Source organism: Acinetobacter sp. CFCC 10889 (assembly GCF_003268395.1).
In the GTDB taxonomy this organism is placed as follows: domain Bacteria; phylum Pseudomonadota; class Gammaproteobacteria; order Pseudomonadales; family Moraxellaceae; genus Acinetobacter.
Genome location: NZ_LQXQ01000003.1, coordinates 119,572 through 134,231, shown reverse-complemented (window position 1 = coordinate 134,231; position 14,660 = coordinate 119,572). Strand labels below are relative to the sequence as shown.

The window sequence follows — 14,660 nt, the reverse complement described above, 5'->3', positions numbered from 1 at the left end:
GATGAATATTTAAAATATTTTATGTCGATCACAGGCTGAAAAATTAAATCACTCCATTAAAATCATAAAAATATTCTTCTGACTCATCTTGAGTCCATATATGACCATCCAGCTTGTCTACACTTACACCCGCACCTGTTTTTTCTTCACCATTCATAAAAATAAGGGGGAAGCGCCAGATAACAGGGGAATCACCCACATTAGTTTTAACAATTTGATTCTTTTCCAGATCAATCTGTTTCAATGCACACTCAAATGCTTCATCCTGACTTAAATTTTTACTGTCACGATACTGCACAGGCACATTGTAAATTTGCATTTTTCTTTTGCGAAATTCCATAACAAAATTGACCAGTGCAATACGACGTACATTTACATTTAAATACCCCATATATTGCTGCTTCGGGTCATAAATAAAATCGGAATGAAAAATGTGTAAATATTGCAAAGGCGAATAATCGTCTAGTGCTTTGGGGAAATATAAATCACAAATCTGTTGCATAATATTTTTCTTATTCACTAATTTTTTAATTTTATCAAACTTCAGAGACAAAAAAACCGCAATTAAGCGGTTAATTTTTCAAGTTGGTGCGCTCAGAGAGATTCGAACTCCCGACCCCTTAGTTCGTAGCCAAGTGCTCTATCCAGCTGAGCTATGAGCGCGTACCTGATTGCCTCTAAAGGCTTCGTTAATTTCGAATACTTATTTAATTTGGTGCGCTCAGAGAGATTCGAACTCCCGACCCCTTAGTTCGTAGCCAAGTGCTCTATCCAGCTGAGCTATGAGCGCATCATAAGTATTCGTTGGCGGTGAGAGAGGGATTCGAACCCTCGATACAGTTGCCCGTATGCATCCTTAGCAGGGATGTGGTTTCAGCCACTCACCCATCTCACCGTAACGAGCCGCCATAATACAAACTAAAATACTATTCGGCAAGTCATGATTTAAAAAAAATGCAGTTTTTTTGCTTGATTACATATTTTTTAAACAATTTTTATGAATTTGTACTTTTTTTAGACTAAACATACCGTTAATCCAATGAATTTTTGGAGAAATCCACATAAATTTAAATTTAAAACAGTTTATTGCAATCAATTACGTGCAGTATTTGCCTGTATGACTTATGCTAATCCTATCTTCTGAATAGAAACCAAATACATGATGAAAAATTGGGTTGATCCTGAAGCGAAAGCTGAAGCCGAACGTTACGACAATCCTATCCCAAGTCGTACCCTTATCCTTGAAACGATAGAACAAAAACAAGAACCGCAATCACATGCTGACTTAGTGGATGCATTTGAAATTGCCGATCAAAAAAGTATAGATGCACTGAGCCATCGTTTAAGCGCAATGGTGCGTGATGGTCAACTGATGAAGGATGGTTTTAAATACCAACTCATGGCAGACCAACCGATTTTGGATGCGACTGTTTATGTCAACTCAAAAGGCTTAGGTGTTGCCAGTATTGATGGTAAAAAAGAAGAATTTTTACTGCCTGAACGTGAACTGCGCCAAGTCTTCCACGGCGACCGCGTCAAAGTCCAACAAACCTCAGTGGATCGTAAAGGTAAAGCTTGGGGCTATATCACTGAAGTGACACAGCGCCGTGTGAAACAACTGATTGGTAAAGTGGCTGAATTTGAAGATGAATATTTTATTCAACCTTCAAATCCCAATGCACATCAACCAATTACCTTAGAAAAAGAACTGATTGAGCATGCCAAAGCTAAAGTTGGTGATTCAATTCGTGTCGAAATTGATGATTATCCAACCCGTGATGAATTTGCCACAGGTCATATCATCCAGTCGATGGCGGATAAAGCAGATACAGAAATCATTATTCCACAAACCATTTTAGAATATGGTTTACCTTACGAATTTCCAGAAGAAGTGGTTAAAGAAGCGGAAAGCTTTAAAGAGCCTTCGGCAAAAGACCGTGCGGGTCGTATTGATTTGCGTGATTTGCCATTAGTCACCATTGATGGTGAAGATGCACGTGACTTCGATGATGCAGTTTATGCTGAAAAACGTCCGGGTGGCGGTTATCGTGTTGTCGTGGCAATTGCAGATGTCAGCCACTATGTCCGCATTGGTAAACCTTTGGATGATGAAGCGCAAGAACGTGGTACATCGGTGTATTTCCCACATTTCGTCTTGCCAATGTTGCCTGAAGCACTGTCGAATGGTTTGTGTTCTTTAAATCCGCACGTTGACCGTTTATGTATGGTCTGTGATTTGAATTTAAGTCGTGCTGGTCGTGTGACGAAATTTGAATTCTACCCTTCTGTGATGCATTCAAAAGCACGTTTGACTTATACCCAAGTCGCTCAATACTTAGATGGTGACAGCAAAGCAGTTCCTGAAGATCGTGATGTTCGTAAGTCATTAAATACACTTTATCAATTGTATGAAACACTCAAAGGTTTACGTGCTGAACGCCATGCAATGGAATTCGAAACTGTTGAAACCTATATGACATTTGATGAGTTAGGTGGAATTAAAGAAATCCTGCCTCGTTCACGTAATGTTGCACATAAACTGATTGAAGAATGTATGTTGCTTGCCAACGTGGCAGCCGCTGAATATTGCTTAAAAAATGAAGTGCCAATGTTGTACCGTGTACATGAAGCACCTGAGTTTTCACGCATTCAAAAAGTTAAAGATTTTGTAAAATTGCTTGGTTTGCCATTCCCTGATCAGCCGACACAAGCCGATTATCAAAAAGTCATTGAAGCGACCAAAGATCGTATTGATGCGCCAAGTATTCATGCCGTGTTATTACGCTCAATGATGCAAGCCTATTATGGTCCGAAAAATGTCGGTCACTATGGTTTGGCTTATGAAGCGTATACGCACTTCACTTCGCCAATTCGCCGTTATCCTGACTTATTGTTGCATCGTGCCATCAAAGCCAGTTTAACCACCAAGAAATATCCGCTTTCAGGTTCAGCCTTGGATGAAGCAGGTGAACACTTCTCTGCAACAGAACGCCGTGCCGATGAAGCCTCTCGCTCAGTGACTTCTTGGTTGAAATGTCATTATATGCAACAACATATCGGTGAAGAATTTGTCGGTGTGATTAGTGCGACTGCTGAATTTGGTTTATTCGTGACGCTGAAAGATTTGTATGTCGATGGCATGGTGCATGTTAGCCAATTGGGCGATGATTATTTTGTCTTTGATCAAGCCAGCCAAACTTTGGTTGGACAAAATCGTGGTCAAGTCTTTGGTTTAGGCGACGAGGTGAAAATCAAAGTTGCTGGTGTGAATATTGAAGAACGCAAGATCGACTTTGAGCTGTTACAACAACTTTCTCATGCAGGTCGTGTGATTCGAAGTCGTGCACCTCGTGTGGCAAAACCTGTAGCCAAAGAAGAAGTTTTTGCAGAACGTCCTGCGAAAAAGACCAACTCTGAATCTTCCAATGTCAGTGAAGATGGAGAACGTCCCTTTCGAAAGAAAAAGTCCAAAGGAAAGCCTAGCTCTTACAGCAAAAAGCCTGTTAAAAACACTGCAACGAAGTCTGAAGCGAAGACTAAAGATAAAGTGAAGAAAAAGGCAAAAGCAAAAAAGAAAAAGTCCAATGCAAAAGCAAAGGATGAGTAGTTTTTAAGAGTTCAACTTTAGATTTAAATGAGAGCGCTTCGGCGCTCTTTTTGTTTATAATCATCTAAATTTTAAAATAAAATTTATCATGTCTAAAAAGTTATTTTCTAAATATTATTACCATGGTTATGTAGTTTTCATCATGGTTGTCTTAGGCATAAGTGGAACTTACAGTATTTTATTTTTAAATTTTTCAGCAACGCCAATGGTTAATATTGTTGCTCTAGTTGTTTCAACAATTCTATATTTTACCATCATTTTATATTTCTTTTATTTATCTAAAAAACAATTCTGGATCATTCCTAGACATTGGAGAAATTTCAAAATATCTCCTTTATTTCATAGTCTAATTTTATTGCCTATGATTTTCATTCCACTATGTTGGATAAATTGTTCAAAAGTCATTCCAATGATTTATACGAAAATATATGGAATACAAACTGTTGAAATTTTAGAAATAAATGCAAAAGAATACTCTTCCAAAAACGGTACAACTTATTGTTTATCTAGTAAATATTCTTGTTTACCTATTTTCAAAATAAATTATGAGAAATTTAAGTTCTATCAAAATAAAAAAGTAATTCTACAAATCACCAGTCAAAAAAGTTCACTTGGAACAATTATTCACTCTATTGATCATATTCGAGTATCTGAAAAAAAAAATTAATCAACGAATCATAAAAACACCTTAGCCATTATTTTGATACTGAATCATTTTCAGTACCATTTAAAATCAAGTTCAATTCACAATAAAACCTAAGAAATACCAAGCAAATTATTAGTCAAAGCTTGATTTCCATTCTCACAAGCCTTACATCTATCTATAACTTAGCAATCTTTTTGGCATTACTCATGACCTTAGAAACAATGACATTAGAAAAGGCGACATTGCCTGTACCACGATTCGACCAAATTACTTTAGATCAACTCAAACAAAATATCGAAACGTCTATTCAAGATGGACAAAACTTTTTAAATGAGCTTCAACAAGTTCCTGAGACCTTACAGCAACAATTACAAGTCTTAGAAAAAATTGATACCCTTGAAAATAACATGAGTGAATCATGGGGCGTATTGTCACATTTAAATGCAGTGATGAACAATGCAGAGACTCGTGAAGTCTATCAAGCACTGCTACCGAGTTTAAGTGAATATTACACAGAGCTTGGTCAACATGTGCCACTTTACCAAAGCTATCAGCATGTATTTGATAATGCGATTTTTAATGATCTTCCTACAGCGCAACAAAGCGCGATTAAACTTTCATTACGTGATTTTAAACTTTCTGGTGTGGCTCTCGAAGGTGAAGCGAAAAAACGCTATGCGGAAATTTCAGCACGACTCTCACAGCTTTCATCTGACTTTTCCAACCATGTTTTAGATTCAACACAAGCATTTTTCTTAGCTTTAAATGATGAGCAACTTAAAGGTTTGCCACAAAGCAGTATTGAACTGTTAAAACAGTATGGTCAGCAACGTGAGTTAGAACAGCCTGTTGCCACTTTAGATATTCCATCTTATTTGGCAATTATGACTTATGCCGAAGATCGTGATTTACGTGAACAGCTTTATAAAGCCTATACCACCCGAGCTTCAAACTTAGCAGCCGATCCACAATATGACAATGCACCTGTCATGGTGGAGATTTTGAGTTTACGTCAGGAAATGGCGAAACTTTTAGGTTTTGACAATTATGCAGAATATTCTCTAGCTTCAAAAATGGCACCTGATGTAGACACTGTAAATCAGTTCTTGGTTGACCTTGCAGAACATGCACGTGCACCTGCTGAAAAGGAAATTGCCGAACTCAAAGCCATTGCAGCACAAGATGGTATTACTGAGTTACAGGCTTGGGATACCACTTATTATTCAGAAAAACTCAAAGTACAACAGTTCAATCTTTCTCAAGAAGACTTAAAACCTTATTTCCCCGCACCTAAAGTGATTCAAGGTTTATTTAATGTCGTCAATCGCTTATATGGCATCAATGTCGTAGAACGTGAAGCACCGCTTTGGCATCCTGATGCACATTATTATGAGCTTGAAGATCAAGGTTCTGTTGTCGGCGGTTTCTATTTCGACCTATATGCACGTAGTGGTAAACGTGGTGGCGCATGGATGAGCGGTTTCCGTTCTCGCATGCAAACTGAAAATGGCTTACAAAAACCGATTTGCTATATGGTCGGAAATTTCACACCACCAGTCGGTGACCAACCCGCCCTACTCACTCATGATGAAGTGAATACATTGTTCCATGAATTTGGGCATGGTTTACACCATATGTTGACCGAGGTGGATAATATTTCTGTAGCAGGAACACACGGCGTGGCGTGGGATGCAGTGGAATTGCCAAGTCAGTTTATGGAATTCTGGACATGGGACAAAGACAGTTTAGATCTGCTTTCTGAACATATTGAAACTAAACACACATTGCCTCAAGAATTATTAAAATCTTTACTTGATGCACGTTTTTTTCAGTCAGGTATGCAAACTTTACGTCAAATCGAATTTGCGCTATTTGACCTGACCATTCACAAACTCACCCCTGCTTTGGATGCAGCACAAATTCAAGCGACTTTGAACGATATCCGACAAAAATTTGCTGTTGCACCAAGTACAGAAAGCAACCGTTTCCAAAACAGTTTTAGTCATATTTTTGCAGGGGGTTATGCAGCGGGCTATTACTCATATAAATGGGCAGAAGTACTTGCTAGCGATGCTTTTGACCGTTTTGAAAATGAAGGAGTTTTTAACACTCAAACAGGACTAGAATTTCGTAAAGCCATTTTAGCAGTAGGTGGTAAAGATACTGCTTTAGATGCTTTTGTGAATTTTCGAGGACGTGAACCTAAAATTGATGCATTGTTACGTCATCAAGGTTGGACGAATGCCTCTAAAAACGCTTAAACTACGCATGTAAAATTAATTATGTGGTGAGTTTATGAATATCAAACGTCGTTTCATTGCTGGGGCAAAATGCCCAAGATGCGAATCGATGGATCGTATTGTGATGCTCACCACTGACGATGCTGAATGGATTGAATGTATCGAGTGTGATTATTCTGAAAATCGCCCTACCCATGTAGATGCGCCTGAAGAACCTGCTACACCCGATGAAATTGGGGTCATTCAATTCAAGCCTCGTTCATCAAAATAAACTTGGATACAACATGCAATTAGATACAAGAAATAATTCTAAATTAATGTGGTTTATTGCTGGGGGATTGATCGTTATTATTGCTTTAGCTAGCGCTTTATTTTGGCTTAAAGCAGATCAAGATCAAACAAAAATAGCACCTACTACTGAAACAAAAGCACCACCAAAAGCCGCAGCACCACCCTTGGCACAACCTTTAGAACAAGCTGCGACATCAGAAGTAACGGCTCATACCTTGGTAGAACCATCTATTTTACAAGAGCCTGTGTCTGAAAATGAAAGCCTTGCTAAAGAAGAAATTGCCAAGCTTGATGACATTGGGCAACAGCTCAAAGATCAGCAACAATCTTTAGAGTCTCAACATGCAGATGCAGACCAACTGATTAAACTAAAAGAAGAGCAACTTAAGTTGCTTGAGCAACAACTTGCTGCTGAACAAAAACAATCTTAATCTTTTCATTTAAAACATCATTCAACAATATTTGAGTGGTGTTTTTTATTGTGTTTTATTTATGCTATTTACTCTAATCTATATATGACATCACAAAAATTTGATGCATTTAACAACATCCATTTTTAGCCTTACATGCTTTTAACATAGAAAATTTATCTGATTTAAATCAGCTTCAAAGACATGATTTACCAATGATCATCACAACAGAGTATTTATTGACTGTAAAACAACAGCATCAAAATTTTTAAAAATATTATCCCAATAAAACTATTCCCAACAAAAAAGCACCCGAAGGTGCTTTTATGAATTTAGCTTGTTACTTATTGGCATACCAATCAAACATATTGAGTAAGTATGGAACAAAAGTCACGATCACTAGGGCTGAGAACAAGACCATCATCGGCAATAACCAACGTTCATAACGATAATAGAAGCTAGTATATTTCTCTTTCGCTTCTGCATCGGCGGCGGCGACTTCTTCATCCCCGACCGAGAGCCTCGTCAGTAAGTGATTTAGAGCGACAGGTGGTGCAACATAACCAAACTCAAAGGCAACCAATACGATCATCCAGAAGTGAATTGGATGGATGCCATTCTCATAGGCTACAGGTGCAATCGTTGCAGCAACTAAAATCACCGCACCAAATGGATCTGTCGTCATACCAATAATCGCAAGTAAGATCGCAAGGAATGCCAATGACAGCATGATGCTACCCAGATGTGTTGGCACCATAGTCACGATTTCACTACGTTCAATCAGACCACCCATACTCGCTGAAAGTGCCATTAGAATAATCAAGGCACCGATATGCCCCACACTTTCAGATGAAGCAAACCAGATAGATTGACCAAAACTGCGTTTATTTTCAGCCGCACTACCATGTGTACGTAAATATTCAGAATTTTTCGCATGCTCTTGTGCTAAAGCATTATTGTACTCAGGTACAGGAACACGATCACCCAAATATTTATCAAATAAAATATATGCCAATAACATGATTGGAAGAATTACAGGTGCTGTAAACTCATCCATTTGCGTATCTAAGCCATAGCTATAGAAGCCGACAACCAATGCCGTAATAATCACATACGGAATAACTGGAATCAAAGCTTTTAACATGCCTGGTACTGCAATTTTTGGTGAATTAATACGGAATTTCTCTTCTGCAAGATATAAAGAAACACCAAGGAAAATAAATGCAGTCAACCAGAATACATAAATACCATGATCAAATAGCTCATCAGAAGTGACATGACGACTATCCAACATCGAAATCAAGATCACCAATAAACATGGACGTAATACCACACCCAATGAACCTGACATCGCTGAAACTGCAAGTGCATACTGACGACGTGCACCAGAGTTCCACACTTCACGATAAATAATTGCACCCGCTGCAACAACGAAGATCCCTGAAGCACCTGTGTATGCTGTTGGAATTGCAGCAGCAATCAAGATAATCCAAGTTAATGTTTCTGGTGCAAGATTCCATGGACGTAAAATCGCAAGGAATACATCCATGATGCGAGTCTGCGTCAGTAACATACCTGCCCAAATAAACAAGGCTAAGTTTAAGAAAATTCCTGAGAATTCAACCAATTGACCAAGGTAAATCCCTTGCCCCATTGGATAATCCATAAAGAAAGTAAACGCAATACCCGTAACAATCGACATAATGGCATATAACGGAACACTGATCAGTGCCAGTCCGATATTTCCACCTTCTTTGGCAGTTTTAGGGATAAAAAACAGTTGGTACAGACTAATTAAAGTCACACTAACAAAGAGAACAAGCCATAGCCAATAACCCCAAATGGTTTCATAGGTTGACTCTACTCCAGAGTTAATCACTGACTGATATTGACTCCATACAGAATATGTCAATAGACCATTACCCAAAATCATGGCAATTGCATAAACTCTAAAATCAAGTCTAGTCGTTGGTGGACGCAAACTAATATGGTGCATTTTCAATGATGCGGTGATCGCTGAAATCATGACCATAAACAACAAAATCAAAACACGGTTTTCTGTACCGAATTTAAATAACCAGAAAAAGCCCGTTTCCATCGAACGATAAGTTCGAATTGAAGGATGCTTTTCTAGGTGTGTCATTGATTTATCATAGAATGCAAACTTTTCTTCACATTCCGTTTTAGCAGCTAAAAAAGATTGACGCACATCTGCTTCAGGTGTTACCCCAAAGAAACTAGCATCAGGATCACTTGCCTCAGCTTTCATACGCTCTTGTACAAGCGTATCAATATTTGGATTACGGTCACAACTTGGTTTGCTTGGCTCTGCTCTTAAAAAGGAATATTGCATTCCAATTTTTTCATCGCCATAAAGACGCTCACCAATACGCAACATTTGCCCATGAATCATTTCCCCTGTACCGATTAATAGCGTCAGCAAGAGAAGCAAAAGGACTAAAAAAGTTGAGATCCCTTCTGTCCATATACGACCAATCAGTCCTAAGCCTGATTTTTTTTCTGTACTATCATTCATGATAATTCCATTTTTATCTCTAATCTTATAAATCTTTTATAAGACTAATATTTTTATAAGTTATGAGTAACGTGGAAGCCCTCATTTCCTATTTTTATTTCCACTTTCAAATCTGCATGTTTTTTCAAGTTAAAAGAATGGCAGTGTTACATTTTTTTTCATGCATTTTTGTCAAGTATAAAGCGATAAATGTATATTAATTCACTTAAAGTCTATGCATTAATAAGCAATTTTAAATGAAAAAACAATAGATTAATTTCAAATATAAGTAGAAATATTTTTATTTCAGCTTTTTAAGCCCATAGAAAGATATTGTGATGATAAATTAGAAAATGTGACATATATTTTTTAAGCCTTATGCTTATTTTCTATAAAAAACTGTTGATAAAGCAAATAAAATACAGCTGTGATCGCCCCCCAAAAAGCACCCACTAAATGTGCTTCAACCAAAACTGGACTACCAATCAATTGTGCTGTGCCAATTTGTCCAAAAGTATTTTCCCAAACTAATTTGGCAATAATTAAACCCAATACAAATAAAGCAAAATTACGCTCTTTACGAAATTTTAAATAGAAAAAAGCAGCAGCAACATATAAACCATGTAGCACACCTGACAAACCTGCATATGCTTCAATGTGAGGATATAGATAATAAAAACTTAAACTACATAATGGCGCAAGTATGAGAAGCAGCAAAATAATAAAACGATTTTTAATATGTGGGAAAATAAAAGGTAAGCAAGCAAAAGCAATCATATTTAAAGCAAAATGAATCCATCCGACATGTACCCAATGCGCTGTCCACCATCGCCAAATTTCACTAAAAAAGCTATAACGCCAATAAATAAATACGGCTTGAAAGATTTGTAAACATGCAGAAATACAGATACAGCTTGCAATCAATATTACACGTTTATTGAGTTGTTCTTCTTGCATTTCAAGTCCCTCTAAAAAACAAGAAAAGCCGAAGCTTTTCCTGATTATAAATACAAAACTTGATATTCAATGTATATTTTTTTGCCGTTATGGTGCAGCCTCTTCAGCTGGTGCTGAATTTTCTTCTGGTACAGGCGCAGAAATTGTTTCTTCTTGAGCTGGTGCTACGCCTGAATCCTCTGTTGTAGAATCATCCATACCCTCAAACAATGAATCATCTCCTGTTGCCCCCTGATCATCCCAGAATACTGTCATGCCATCATCCGCAGCACGCACACCTGTATGTTCAGTCCAGTAACGATCTGCAATTGCTTGCACCATTTGCCCTGCCATCGCATCAATCAGTCTAAACTCAGGGTTAACAGGCTTGTCTTCTTCACGTGATGCAGCATAAGTACGTAAAGCCTCACGGATTCGTGCATCATCCCCACTGGCTTGCGCAGATACTGCATATAAAGCATGTGCTAAACGTACACCTTTTTGCTCACCAATTTGCATTGATTGTTTCAAGGTTTGATATGGATCAGGTTTGCCCTCATCTGCACCCGGCAATAATGTCCAAATCACTGCACGTGTCGCCATTGGCGCACCCCAGAATTTATTATTATCCAGACACGCCATACCACGTTCAACAATCGCAGCAATATCTTTTGGAACGTTTGCAGCACCACCTGAGTTAATATCATTGGTCATCGCTTGCAAACCACTGAGCATACCTAAGAGATAAATGGTTTGGTCTAAATCTTTTTTCATCGTTGGGCATGAATCACCCAAAGTATATTTGTATTTAGCTTGCCAACGTTCAGCAAATAATTGATAGCCTGCATATTGACGATTTGCTGCCAATGCAGCCCAACGCTTTTGTTCCACACGTGCATCTTGTGCTTCTGAAACCTTACCATCTTTTGAAGCACGTAAATAACGCAACTCTGCATCTAAAGCTCGACTTTCTGCACACATCCCTGCAGCAGAGTAAAGTAATACCGCCATACGAGTTGGATCAGCACCCATATCTTTAGTTGCCATAACCGCAGGAGTCAAAGCACTCCCTGATTGGCAAGCCATATCTGCATCATTACCTGCTAAGATTGGAGGAACGATATGATTTTCACTAAAGCCCAAAGCAACGTTTGCGCCTGACTTAATCACGTACGAACAACCCGATAAAATAGATGAAGCAACAATGGCAGTTGCCATAAATTGCCCAATTTTCTGGACTTTAGACATACTTCCTGTCCTCTATGTAATTGTGTTTATGTCCTTTTTACTTAAAATATCAGATGCTCTTGCGTATTAAAAGAGCAATAACTCTAATTTTATTGTTATAATTTGCCACAATGCACACATAAATGTATTGACCGTAGAATAATGACTAGCAAATTTTAGGCAAAAAAAAGTAGCATTGCGACGGTTCAGCACATGCTACTTATTAAACAGTAAACTCTCAGGAGAGTTTATTCGTTTTGAGTTTTCTTTTCTCAATCTGTTCCCTCAGCACAGTTCCTAGTCTTCCTACCACAATCGCAAGAATAATTGCGACCACTAGAAACAACCATTGTTGAACTTCAGTCATCTCGAAATTCCTCATTTGCTGTTGGTAGGTTTAATGTACAGTTAAAATTGAAAATTCATAAACAAAATTGTCTAACAATCCTTATTTTGCATCAAATTCCGTGATTTTCGTCTAACAATAAAAATTTAGATTTGAAAATAATTCTTTAAATTATTATTTTTAAACATTTTTTATAATTTTACTTTATTTAAAATGTCGAACAATTAAGCTAATTTTGCCTGTATTTTTAACATTTTCCAACTTTTCAAATCACATTGATCCTGCCAAATAATGAAATTTGACCGTTTATTCAAATGATTTATATCTTCAAAATAGATCACAATATAAAAAAGATGATCAACTATTTGTTCAATTCGTACATTTTGGATCTGTGCATTTTGGCTGATTTTAACTGACCAAAGATCTGCATCCAACTGTTCTAATTGCTCAATACTCGCCTGCCGATGTAGAAGATAAGCAGAAATCAATAACAAGAGTACAGCAATAATCCACATACTTAGACTTAATAACTTAAATAAAAGTATAGCAATGCCAAGACCAAAAAAAAGCTGAAACCCATATCGTAATCGACTAGGTTTCAACTTAAAACAACGATACAACTGACTATGCACCATGGACATATTGCTTTAATTTGCTAATAAGTTGTCTTAACTCAGGTTTTGGTGGCTCTGAAACCTCCATAAACCAATCTAATAAATCTGGGTCTTCTTGATCAACCAACTCTTTAAATAATGCTTTTTCCGCCGTATCTGCTTGTAAATAATATTGCTTCACATAAGGGTCGAAATAAACATCGATTTCTTTCAAACCACGACGTGCACGATAAATAACTTTACGCTCTTCCAAAGTTAATTCTTCAAACATTGATTTCCCCGAAGATGATTGTGATCAGTAGTTTACCTGATTTCATCATAAATACCTGAGTATAGATAGCGATTGGCGAAATATATCAATATTTACCTACAAATGAGCATTCACCTCATTGAGAAAGACTGAATGTTCACTTAATTTATAATGATTAAACAATAATTTGGAATAAAAAGTATGCAATCAGGCGCAGTTCGTCCATTGGCAAATATGTTACCCCGCAATTTATTTAACGCGGATCATGAAGCATTTCGTGAAACAGTACGTAAATTTTATGAAAAAGAAGTTGTGCCAAATATTGCAAAATATGAAGAGCAACAACATGTAGACCGTGATTTATGGAACAAAGCTGGTGAAATGGGCTTGCTATGCGCAACCATGCCTGAAGAATATGGTGGTTCTGGTGTAGACCGTTTGTACAGTATGATTTTGATTGAAGAACAAGCTTATGCAATGGATTCTTCAACAGGTTTTTCATTACATTCTGACATTGTTGCCAACTATATCAATAACTTTGGCAATGAAGAACAAAAGAAACACTGGCTACCAAAAATGGCATCTGGCGAAGCAGTCACTGCAATTGCAATGACTGAGCCAGGTACAGGTTCTGATTTACAAGGTGTGCGTACCACTGCTGTTTTAGATGGCGATGAATATGTCATCAATGGTTCTAAAATCTTCATTACCAATGGTTACTTATGTGACATGGCGATCGTGGTGTGTAAAACAGGCAATACTGACAAAGGTTCTGCAAACTTATCCTTGATCATTGTTGAAGCGGATCGTGTAGGATTCAGTAAAGGTAAACCACTGAATAAAATCGGTATGAAAGGTCAAGATACCTGTGAATTATTCTTTGAAGATGTCCGTGTACCAAAAGAAAATTTATTGGGTATGGAAGGCATGGGCTTCATCATGTTGATGAAAGAGTTGGCTTGGGAACGCATGTTGGTTGCGATCATTTGCCAAGCAGGCGCAGAAGCGGCATTTGCACATACTGTTCAATACACTAAAGACCGTAAAGCCTTTGGTAAACCAATCGGTGCATTCCAGAATACACGCTTTAAACTTGCAGAAATGCGTACCGAAATTGATTTTTGCCGTGCTTACTTAGATCGTTGTATGGAACTTCAACTCGAAGGCACACTTGGTGTAGATGCAGCAGCAGCAGCGAAATATAAAATTTCTGAACTGTTCTCAAATGTTGTAGATGAATGTCTACAGTTACATGGTGGTTATGGCTATATGCTTGAATATCCGATTGCACGTGCCTATATTGACAATCGTGCAAACCGCATCTACGCAGGCACCAATGAAATTATGAAAGAGCTAATCTCACGCTCTCTATAAGCACTTCAATTATTTTAGAATTTGAATTAGGAGCAACATGCTCCTTTTTCTTTGTCTCATTTTAGTGATCAGCAACATTTAAAACCAGCTCCACCCCAATCACTCCATATATACCTATTTTAATATAGAAAACAATTATTTATTTAAAAAAACATATTATTCATTTGTGTTTAATTTTAAATTGAATTAAATTCAATTCAAAAC

13 protein-coding genes and 3 tRNA genes are annotated in these 14,660 nt (G+C 37.5%); 6 read left to right on the top strand and 10 right to left on the bottom strand.

Translation table 11 applies throughout. The features are described from left to right. Positions 1 to 43: 43 nt before the first annotated feature. The 4 genes from AVJ19_RS01960 to AVJ19_RS01945 all read right to left on the bottom strand — a co-directional run bounded on the left by AVJ19_RS01960 (position 44) and on the right by AVJ19_RS01945 (position 895). Positions 44 to 502, bottom strand: a complete 459-nt coding sequence (locus AVJ19_RS01960; RefSeq protein WP_111858133.1) for a hypothetical protein — start codon at positions 500 to 502, stop codon at positions 44 to 46. Positions 503 to 586: 84 nt separating this feature from the next. Beyond that, positions 587 to 663, bottom strand: a tRNA-Arg gene (locus AVJ19_RS01955). Between the two features lie 50 nt (positions 664 to 713). Beyond that, positions 714 to 790 (bottom strand) — tRNA-Arg (locus AVJ19_RS01950). A 15-nt stretch (positions 791 to 805) separates the two neighbouring features. After that, positions 806 to 895: transfer RNA gene (locus AVJ19_RS01945), tRNA-Ser, on the bottom strand. A 264-nt stretch (positions 896 to 1,159) separates the two neighbouring features. Between AVJ19_RS01945 and rnr the strand changes: the two genes are divergently transcribed. From rnr to AVJ19_RS01920, 5 genes are all read left to right on the top strand, one after another. Next, complete coding sequence (gene rnr, locus AVJ19_RS01940; protein ID WP_111858132.1) at positions 1,160 to 3,607, top strand: ribonuclease R; 2,448 nt, start codon at positions 1,160 to 1,162, stop codon at positions 3,605 to 3,607. Positions 3,608 to 3,695: 88 nt separating this feature from the next. Continuing rightward, positions 3,696 to 4,274, top strand: coding sequence for a hypothetical protein (locus AVJ19_RS01935; RefSeq protein WP_162626514.1), 579 nt, complete (start codon positions 3,696 to 3,698; stop codon positions 4,272 to 4,274). Positions 4,275 to 4,459: 185 nt separating this feature from the next. Continuing rightward, the gene (locus tag AVJ19_RS01930; RefSeq protein WP_171334142.1) at positions 4,460 to 6,514 is read left to right on the top strand and encodes a M3 family metallopeptidase; all 2,055 of its coding nucleotides are present in this window, start codon (positions 4,460 to 4,462) and stop codon (positions 6,512 to 6,514) included. A 40-nt stretch (positions 6,515 to 6,554) separates the two neighbouring features. Next, positions 6,555 to 6,764, top strand: coding sequence for a YheV family putative zinc ribbon protein (locus AVJ19_RS01925; protein ID WP_171334148.1), 210 nt, complete (start codon positions 6,555 to 6,557; stop codon positions 6,762 to 6,764). Positions 6,765 to 6,777: 13 nt separating this feature from the next. Continuing rightward, positions 6,778 to 7,215, top strand: a complete 438-nt coding sequence (locus tag AVJ19_RS01920; RefSeq protein ID WP_111858129.1) for a hypothetical protein — start codon at positions 6,778 to 6,780, stop codon at positions 7,213 to 7,215. Positions 7,216 to 7,534: 319 nt separating this feature from the next. Here the strand turns inward: AVJ19_RS01920 and AVJ19_RS01915 are convergent, their stop codons facing one another. The 6 genes from AVJ19_RS01915 to AVJ19_RS01895 form a co-directional block, all read right to left on the bottom strand. Beyond that, entirely contained in the window at positions 7,535 to 9,730 is a 2,196-nt protein-coding gene (locus tag AVJ19_RS01915; protein WP_111858128.1) for a TRAP transporter large permease subunit, read from the bottom strand. A gap of 348 nt (positions 9,731 to 10,078) precedes the next feature. Beyond that, positions 10,079 to 10,666, bottom strand: coding sequence for a rhombosortase (rrtA, locus tag AVJ19_RS01910; RefSeq protein ID WP_111858127.1), 588 nt, complete (start codon positions 10,664 to 10,666; stop codon positions 10,079 to 10,081). An 87-nt stretch (positions 10,667 to 10,753) separates the two neighbouring features. Continuing rightward, positions 10,754 to 11,893 (bottom strand): hypothetical protein, encoded by a 1,140-nt coding sequence (locus tag AVJ19_RS01905; protein ID WP_111858126.1) that lies wholly within the window; start codon positions 11,891 to 11,893, stop codon positions 10,754 to 10,756. A gap of 217 nt (positions 11,894 to 12,110) precedes the next feature. Further along, a complete protein-coding gene (locus AVJ19_RS22655) occupies positions 12,111 to 12,239 on the bottom strand; it encodes a hypothetical protein (protein ID WP_265736075.1) in 129 nt (42 codons plus the stop codon). 203 nt (positions 12,240 to 12,442) lie between these two features. After that, positions 12,443 to 12,853, bottom strand: coding sequence for a hypothetical protein (locus AVJ19_RS01900; protein ID WP_111858125.1), 411 nt, complete (start codon positions 12,851 to 12,853; stop codon positions 12,443 to 12,445). Beyond that, positions 12,843 to 13,103, bottom strand: coding sequence for a succinate dehydrogenase assembly factor 2 (locus tag AVJ19_RS01895; protein ID WP_111858124.1), 261 nt, complete (start codon positions 13,101 to 13,103; stop codon positions 12,843 to 12,845). The genes AVJ19_RS01900 and AVJ19_RS01895 overlap by 11 nt, the downstream gene beginning before the upstream one ends. Positions 13,104 to 13,283: 180 nt before the next feature. Here AVJ19_RS01895 and AVJ19_RS01890 point away from each other — a divergent pair, with 180 nt between their 5' ends. Continuing rightward, a complete protein-coding gene (locus AVJ19_RS01890; protein WP_111858123.1) occupies positions 13,284 to 14,456 on the top strand; it encodes an acyl-CoA dehydrogenase family protein in 1,173 nt (390 codons plus the stop codon). The last annotated feature ends 204 nt before the right edge of the window (positions 14,457 to 14,660 follow it).

Excerpts from the sequence above, each read along its gene's own strand:
- rrtA (WP_111858127.1), bottom strand. The coding sequence starts at position 10,666 with ATGCAAGAAGAACAACTCAATAAACGTGTAATATTGATTGCAAGCTGT.
- AVJ19_RS01935 (WP_162626514.1), top strand. The coding sequence starts at position 3,696 with ATGTCTAAAAAGTTATTTTCTAAATATTATTACCATGGTTATGTAGTT.
- rnr (WP_111858132.1), top strand. The coding sequence starts at position 1,160 with ATGATGAAAAATTGGGTTGATCCTGAAGCGAAAGCTGAAGCCGAACGT.
- AVJ19_RS01920 (WP_111858129.1), top strand. The coding sequence starts at position 6,778 with ATGCAATTAGATACAAGAAATAATTCTAAATTAATGTGGTTTATTGCT.
- AVJ19_RS01900 (WP_111858125.1), bottom strand. The coding sequence starts at position 12,853 with ATGGTGCATAGTCAGTTGTATCGTTGTTTTAAGTTGAAACCTAGTCGA.
- AVJ19_RS01890 (WP_111858123.1), top strand. The coding sequence starts at position 13,284 with ATGCAATCAGGCGCAGTTCGTCCATTGGCAAATATGTTACCCCGCAAT.
- AVJ19_RS01960 (WP_111858133.1), bottom strand. The coding sequence starts at position 502 with ATGCAACAGATTTGTGATTTATATTTCCCCAAAGCACTAGACGATTAT.
- AVJ19_RS01895 (WP_111858124.1), bottom strand. The coding sequence starts at position 13,103 with ATGTTTGAAGAATTAACTTTGGAAGAGCGTAAAGTTATTTATCGTGCA.
- AVJ19_RS22655 (WP_265736075.1), bottom strand. The coding sequence starts at position 12,239 with ATGACTGAAGTTCAACAATGGTTGTTTCTAGTGGTCGCAATTATTCTT.
- AVJ19_RS01915 (WP_111858128.1), bottom strand. The coding sequence starts at position 9,730 with ATGAATGATAGTACAGAAAAAAAATCAGGCTTAGGACTGATTGGTCGT.
- AVJ19_RS01905 (WP_111858126.1), bottom strand. The coding sequence starts at position 11,893 with ATGTCTAAAGTCCAGAAAATTGGGCAATTTATGGCAACTGCCATTGTT.
- AVJ19_RS01930 (WP_171334142.1), top strand. The coding sequence starts at position 4,460 with ATGACCTTAGAAACAATGACATTAGAAAAGGCGACATTGCCTGTACCA.